A 7,085-nucleotide genomic window follows, 5' to 3' on the forward strand; every position below is an offset into this window, starting at 1 on the left:
ATCCTTGTCGCGAGTATTTGAGATAGAGAATGTTGCAGGCATCAAGTGTAAGGCCAGCCGGTAGGGGCTGGCCAAGCTTTCATCTCAGCGCGGCCAGCGCTTTGGCAACTGCGCCACCAGTTCCTGTGCTTTGCGGTATTCAGCGTCCAGCCGGGCGATCAGTTGATCAACGCTCGGCAAGTCATCGATTTCGCCGACGCCTTGGCCGGCGGACCACACGGTTTTCCAGGCTTTGGCTTCATCACTCAAGGGCTTGAGCTTGGAGCCGAAATTGACATCGCCCTTGTTTTGCAGCGCCGCCATGTCGAAACCGGCCGCTTCCAGGCTCTGCCGCATAAAGCTCGCCGGCACGCCCGACACCGCGGGCGTATGGACGATATCTGCGGCTCTGGACGTCAGCAGCATCTCTTTATAGGCGTCAGGCGCATGGCTTTCCGTGGTGCCGATAAATCGCGTACCGAAGTAGGCCAGATCCGCACCAAGCACTTGCGCAGCGAGAATCTCATGGCCGTGGTTCAGGCAACCTGCCAGCAGGAGGGTCTTGTCGAAGAACTGGCGGATCTCCGCAATCAGCGAGAACGGACTCCAAGTGCCGGCGTGACCACCGGCACCAGCGGCCACGGCGATCAAGCCATCGACACCGGCTTCGGCGGCTTTCTCGGCATGGCGGCGAGTGGTCACATCATGGAACACCAGGCCGCCGTAGCTGTGGACGGCATCCACCAGTTCTTTCACGGCGCCAAGACTGGTAATGATGATAGGCACTTTGTGCTCGATGCAGATATCCAGATCCGCTTGAAGCCTTGGATTGCTGTTGTGGACGATCAGGTTCACCGCGTAAGGCGCCGGGTTCTCCAGCGTCGCCAGGCCTGCTTCGATCTCTTGCAGCCAGGCCTTGAAGCCGCTGCTCTCACGCTGGTTCAACGCGGGAAAGCTGCCGACCACGCCATTGCGGCAGCAGGCGAGCACCAATTGTGGGTTGGAAATCAGAAACATCGGCGCCGCCACGACGGGCAAACGCAAACGTTGTTCGAGCAGAGCGGGCAGCGACATTGGAAGTACCCCGATGAGTGGTGCAAATTGAAGACGGGTGCTGATGGAACTCAGAACGGCCGAACGACGACCAGAATGACGATAGCCAGCAATATCAGAACCGGCACTTCATTGAACCAGCGATAAAAGACATGGCTGCGGGTGTTCTCGCCACGGGCAAAACGTTTCACCTGCGCGCCGCACATGTGGTGGTAGCCGATCAGGATCACCACCAGGGTCAACTTCGCGTGAATCCAGGCGCCCTGAGTGAAGATGCTGGGGTTGAGGTAGATCAGTGCGATACCGAAGATCAGCGTGGCAATCATTGCCGGGCCCATGATGCCGCGGTACAGCTTGCGCTCCATGAGGCTGAAGCGTTCCTTGCTGACGGTGTCATCGCTTTGGGCGTGGTAGACGAACAGGCGCGGCAAGTAGAACAGGCCGGCAAACCAGCAGACCATGCTGACGATATGAAGCGCTTTGAGCCACAGATAAAGCATTTTGAGTTATTCCCAGGTTCACGGTAGCCCGGATAGTAGAGGCTTGAGCGGCCGCACGTCACCTTGCCGGTTGTCGCAGGGCGATACGGGCCCTATTATCGACGGCTTTCCAGTGGGTTCGTTGAGGGCAGGTTTATGGTCAAGGTCGGTATCGTCGGCGGCACGGGTTACACCGGTGTCGAACTGCTGCGTCTGTTGGCGCAGCATCCGCAGGCAGAAGTGGTGGTGATCACTTCCCGATCCGAGGCCGGTCTGGCCGTGGCTGATCTGTACCCGAACCTGCGCGGTCATTACGATGGCCTGGCGTTCAGTGTTCCGGACATCAAGACGCTAGGTGCCTGCGACGTCGTATTCTTCGCTACGCCTCACGGTGTTGCACACGCTTTGGCCGGTGAGCTGTTGGCGGCCGGGACCAAGGTCATCGACCTGTCGGCGGACTTCCGTCTGCAAGACGCCGATGAGTGGGCCAAGTGGTACGGCCAGCCGCACGGCGCGCCGCAACTGCTGGAGGAAGCGGTCTATGGCTTGCCGGAAGTCAATCGCGAGCGGATCAAACAGGCTCGCCTGATCGCCGTACCCGGTTGCTACCCGACCGCCACGCAATTGGGATTCCTGCCATTGATCGAGGCCGGTCTGGCCGATACCACGCGCTTGATCGCTGACTGCAAGTCGGGCGTCAGCGGTGCCGGGCGTGGCGCTGCCGTAGGTTCGCTGTACTCCGAAACGTCGGAAAGCATGAAGGCCTACGCAGTCAAAGGTCATCGTCACCTGCCGGAAATTCGCCAGGGGCTGCGGCTTGCAGCAGGCAAGGACGTCGGCCTGACCTTTGTTCCGCACCTGACACCGATGATTCGCGGCATTCACTCTACGCTTTACGCAACGGTCGTCGATCGCTCGGTGGACCTGCAGGCGCTGTTTGAAAAGCGTTATGCCAACGAACCGTTCGTCGATGTGATGCCGGCGGGCAGCCATCCGGAAACCCGCAGCGTGCGTGGGGCTAACGTTTGCCGTATCGCTGTGCATCGTCCTCAGGATGGCGATCTGGTGGTGGTGTTGTCGGTGATCGACAACCTGGTCAAAGGTGCGTCGGGTCAGGCGGTACAGAACCTGAACATCCTGTTCGGCCTGGATGAGCGCCTGGGCTTGTCCCATGCCGGCATGTTGCCGTAAGGCTTTATCCTACTCAGCAAAAAGGCCCGTCGGACGGGCCTGTTTGCATCGAGGACCGGCAATCGGGTTTATTGATATACCGTAACAATAGTTGACCGCTTTTCTAGGAGAAGCGGATAATGCGCGTCATCACGCATTATGGCGGCGTAACGCCGGGAGATAGTCAGCATGAGCGTCGAATCCTTCACCCCCACCGCTTTGCAATTCACCCACGGTGCCGCGCACAAGGTGAAAAGCCTGGTCGATGAAGAGGGGAATGATCGCTTGAAGCTGCGCGTATTCGTTACGGGCGGCGGTTGTTCAGGTTTTCAGTACGGCTTCACCTTCGATGAAGAAGTGGCCGATGACGACACCATTGTCGAGCGCGAGGGCGTGAGTCTGGTCGTTGACCCGATGAGCTTCCAGTACCTGGCAGGCGCCGAGGTGGATTATCAGGAAGGCCTGGAAGGTTCGCGTTTCGTGATCAAGAATCCAAACGCAAGCACCACCTGTGGCTGCGGTTCTTCGTTCTCGATCTGATCGCGCTTCACCGCATTATCAAACGCCGCATGGCTTGAGGGTTCTGCGGCGTTTTGCTGTCTGCGGTTTCGTATCAGGCCGGATAGATGGCGCCGAGTACGCGCAGGCCGCGGGCGCCAGTGACGCTTGGGCGATTGGCTGCGATCCCTTGAAGGCAGCAGTGGGCGAGCCATGCGAAGGCCATGGCTTCGACCCAGTCGGGGTCGACCCCGTGAGTCGCTGTGCTGCTGACGGTCGCGTTGGGTAGAAGGCTGGTCAGGCGGCTCATGAGCGTGGCGTTGTGCGCGCCGCCACCGCAGACCAGCAGCTCTCGAGTGTCCGATTGAGCGCTCTGCAGCGATTCAATGATCGTCAGCGCGGTCAGTTCCAGCAGCGTAGCCTGTACATCTTCTGCAGCAATCGTCGGCAATGACGAAAGGTGTTGTGTCAGCCATGCCAGGTTGAACACTTCGCGACCGGTGCTTTTCGGGCCCTTGGTCACGAAAAATGGATCGCTGAGCAATGCATTCAACAATACTGGCTCAACCTTGCCACTGGCAGCCCATTGGCCATCGCGATCAAAGTTGTCGCCGCGCTGCTGATGAATCCAGGCATCCAGCAATACATTCCCCGGGCCGCAGTCGAAACCCGCCACAGGTTTACCGGGTTCAATCAGGCTTAGGTTACTGAAGCCGCCAACGTTCAGGACGGCACGATTGCCAGCCTGTTCGTCAAACAGTGCTTCGTGGAAGGCTGGAACCAGTGGAGCGCCTTGGCCGCCAGCCGCTACGTCGCGGCTGCGAAAGTCGCTGACTACGGTGATGCCGGTCAATTCCGTCAGCAGGGCAGGGTTGCCGATTTGCACCGTGAAACCGCGCGCCGGCTCGTGGCGTATGGTCTGGCCGTGGCTGCCAATCGCGCGAATGTCTTTGGGTTTCAGGTTTTGTTGATCGAGCAGGGTGTGAATACCTTGTGCCGCGAGCTTCACCCAGTGCTGTTGGGCGATGGCGGAGCGGGCAATCTCGTCCGGGCCGCTGGCGCACAAGGCAAGCAGTTCGGCGCGCAGGGAATCAGGCATGGGAATGTAGTGCGTGGCGATCAGATTGATCGCCGGTGTCAGCTCGACCAGCGCAATGTCCAGTCCATCAAGGCTGGTTCCGGACATCACGCCTATATAGAGGGTCATGGTTTAGCGCTTGCTCGAAGCCAGTTGGGTCGACTTCTCTTGGTCCATTCGCGCCATCAGCGGCTGACTTTGCGCGAGGAAGCGTGCCCGCTCTGCCTTGGAAATCGGATCGGCCATCGCCACTTTTTGACCCAGTGGATCGACGTGCACGCCATTGACCTGGAATTCGTAATGCAGATGCGGTCCAGTTGAAAGGCCAGTCGTTCCGATGTAGCCAATCACCTGACCCTGCTTGACGGAGCTGCCGGTCTGGACACCTTTGGCAAAACCCTGCATGTGCCCGTAAAGCGTGCGATAGGTGCTGCCGTGCTGAATGATCACAGTATTGCCGTAACCGCCGCGACGGCCGGCCAACAAAACTTTTCCGTCACCAGCCGCTTTGATTGGCGTGCCGCGCGGAGCAGCGTAATCGACACCTTTGTGGGCGCGGATCTTGTTCAGGATCGGGTGTTTACGGCCCATGGAGAACTTCGAGCTGATGCGGGCGAAATCTACCGGCGTGCGGATAAATGCCTTGCGCATGCTGTTGCCGTCAGCGGTGTAGTAGCTGCTGTTGCCTTGTTTATTGGTGTAACGCACGGCGGTGTACGTTTTGCCGCGGCTGGTGAAGCGCGCGGACAGAATTGGCCCGTTACCGACTGCCTTGCCGTTCACGACTTTCTGCTCGTAGATGACGTCGAACTCGTCTCCCTGGCGAATATCCTGGGCGAAGTCGACGTCGTAGCCGAACACGCTGGCCATGTCCATGGTCAGGCTATGGGACAGACCTGCGCGAGCAGCGGATTGCGAGAGCGAACTGTTGATCACGCCATGCGCATAGGCGGAACGGACGGTTGGCTTGGCGGTGATGCGGTTGAAGACGTAACCCTTGTCGTTCTTGGTTAGGGTAATGCTTTCGAGGTCGCTGACTTTGCTGTGCAGGTTAGTCAGTTGGCCTTGGGGATTGAGTTCGAATTCGAGTTTCTGGCCATGCTTGAGTTGGCTGAATTGCTTGGCCTGTTTGTCGCTGGCCAAAACTTCATGCACCGAAGTGGCAGGAAGGCCGACTTTCTCGAACAACGTGGAAAGTGTGTCGCCTTTGGCAACGGTCACTTCCCTGTGATTGGGGCCCTTCTTTTCTTCGACAACCGGCGCCGGAGCAGCCTCGGCGGTTTCCTGGGACTCTTCCTCGCTGTTTTCAATCTGTGCGAAGGGGGAAGTTACCGGCTCATTTGTGGCTTGTGCAGCATCTGCGGCGTCTTGGTCTTGTGACAGTTGTTCAGCAGGGCTTTCCAGTTCAAGGCTCAGGGTGGTCTTTTTGGCTTCTACATCACTGGAAGGAAATACCAGAAGCGCCAGGCTCAGAAGGGCGGCGATACCACTTGCTGCGAGCAGATGGGTCTTCGGGTAAAGCGGTGGCGCTTTAGACGATTCTTGGGTCATAGGTAATTTTGACTTTGAAAAAGATGAATTGGAAAAGATGAATGACATGATGAAGATGAAATAACTGTATAAAATATAACCAAATCATCTCTGAAGCAAGTCCGTGGTCACTCTGCCGGCGGATTGGCGTCATTGCGCCGGCCAAACTTTGTATTTGACGCGTGATCTTGTATGGTTGGTTCCCTTTGAATTCGAGCCTTGCGGGTCTGTTATGAAGTCGGTTGAAGAGCAGCTAGCGCTGATTAAACGTGGTGCGGAAGAACTGTTGGTCGAGTCCGAGCTGATCGAAAAGCTCAAGCGTGGCCAGCCGCTACGTATCAAAGCAGGCTTCGATCCGACCGCGCCGGATTTGCACCTGGGTCACACCGTGCTTATTAATAAGCTGCGTCAGTTCCAAGAGTTGGGGCATCAGGTGATCTTCCTTATAGGTGACTTCACCGGGATGATCGGTGACCCTAGTGGCAAAAGCGCGACGCGTCCCCCGCTGACTCGCGAACAGGTTCTCGAGAATGCCGAGACCTACAAGACTCAGGTGTTCAAGATTCTCGATCCCGCCAAGACCGAGGTGGCGTTCAACTCCACCTGGATGGATCAGATGGGTCCGGCAGACTTCATTCGCCTGACTTCGCAATACACCGTCGCTCGCATGCTCGAGCGCGATGACTTCGACAAGCGCTACACGACCAACCAGCCAATCGCCATCCATGAGTTTCTCTATCCTTTGGTTCAGGGTTATGACTCGGTCGCTTTGCGCGCGGATGTAGAGCTGGGCGGGACCGACCAGAAATTCAACTTGCTGATGGGGCGGGAGCTACAGCGCGGTTATGGTCAGGAGCCTCAATGCATTCTGACCATGCCGCTGCTTGAAGGTCTGGATGGCGTGAAGAAGATGTCCAAGTCCTTGGGCAACTACGTTGGCATCCAGGAAGCGCCGGGTGTGATGTACAGCAAGCTGGTTTCCATTCCTGATGCGCTGATGTGGCGTTACTTCGAGTTGCTTAGCTTCCGCTCCATGGAAGAGATCAATGCGTTGCGCGCCGATGTCGAGGCGGGTGCCAACCCGCGCGACATCAAGATCAAATTGGCTGAAGAGATCGTTGCGCGCTTCCATGGTGAGGAGGCTGCGGCCAATGCCCACCGTGCGGCGGGCAACCGAATGAAAGATGGTGAGCTACCGGATGTCCTGCCGGAAGTTGAGTTGATCGCCACTGAAGATATGCCGATCGCGGCTGTCCTTAATAAGGCGGGCTTGGTGAAGAACTCGGCGGTGGCGCGTG

At 57.9% G+C, this 7,085-nt stretch carries 7 protein-coding genes (1 of these 7 only partly in view); 3 read left to right on the top strand and 4 right to left on the bottom strand.

Annotated elements, in window-relative coordinates:
* Positions 1 to 84: 84 nt before the first annotated feature.
* Positions 85 to 1,053, bottom strand: coding sequence for an NAD(P)H-dependent flavin oxidoreductase (locus ACYZT4_RS23730; RefSeq protein WP_461983250.1), 969 nt, complete (start codon positions 1,051 to 1,053; stop codon positions 85 to 87).
* A gap of 50 nt (positions 1,054 to 1,103) precedes the next feature.
* A complete protein-coding gene (hemJ, locus tag ACYZT4_RS23735; protein WP_461983252.1) occupies positions 1,104 to 1,532 on the bottom strand; it encodes a protoporphyrinogen oxidase HemJ in 429 nt (142 codons plus the stop codon).
* Positions 1,533 to 1,667: 135 nt separating this feature from the next.
* On the opposite strand from hemJ, the gene argC reads away from it, so the two are divergent.
* Both argC and erpA read left to right on the top strand, forming a co-directional pair.
* Positions 1,668 to 2,702, top strand: coding sequence for an N-acetyl-gamma-glutamyl-phosphate reductase (argC, locus tag ACYZT4_RS23740; RefSeq protein ID WP_461983254.1), 1,035 nt, complete (start codon positions 1,668 to 1,670; stop codon positions 2,700 to 2,702).
* A 168-nt stretch (positions 2,703 to 2,870) separates the two neighbouring features.
* Entirely contained in the window at positions 2,871 to 3,221 is a 351-nt protein-coding gene (erpA, locus tag ACYZT4_RS23745) for an iron-sulfur cluster insertion protein ErpA (protein WP_007947969.1), read from the top strand.
* Positions 3,222 to 3,294: 73 nt separating this feature from the next.
* On the opposite strand, the gene ACYZT4_RS23750 is transcribed toward erpA, so the two are convergent.
* Positions 3,295 to 4,386, bottom strand: a complete 1,092-nt coding sequence (locus tag ACYZT4_RS23750; protein WP_461983256.1) for an anhydro-N-acetylmuramic acid kinase — start codon at positions 4,384 to 4,386, stop codon at positions 3,295 to 3,297.
* Between the two features lie 3 nt (positions 4,387 to 4,389).
* A complete protein-coding gene (locus ACYZT4_RS23755; RefSeq protein WP_461983258.1) occupies positions 4,390 to 5,808 on the bottom strand; it encodes a peptidoglycan DD-metalloendopeptidase family protein in 1,419 nt (472 codons plus the stop codon).
* 211 nt (positions 5,809 to 6,019) lie between these two features.
* Here ACYZT4_RS23755 and tyrS point away from each other — a divergent pair, with 211 nt between their 5' ends.
* A protein-coding gene (gene tyrS, locus ACYZT4_RS23760) for a tyrosine--tRNA ligase (protein WP_461988777.1) crosses the window boundary here: on the top strand, positions 6,020 to 7,085 show its 5' portion. It continues 134 nt past the right edge of the window; the window shows 1,066 of its 1,200 coding nt (coding positions 1-1,066); the start codon lies at positions 6,020 to 6,022; its stop codon lies beyond the right edge, outside the window.

This window comes from Pseudomonas sp. GB2N2, from assembly GCF_054897705.1.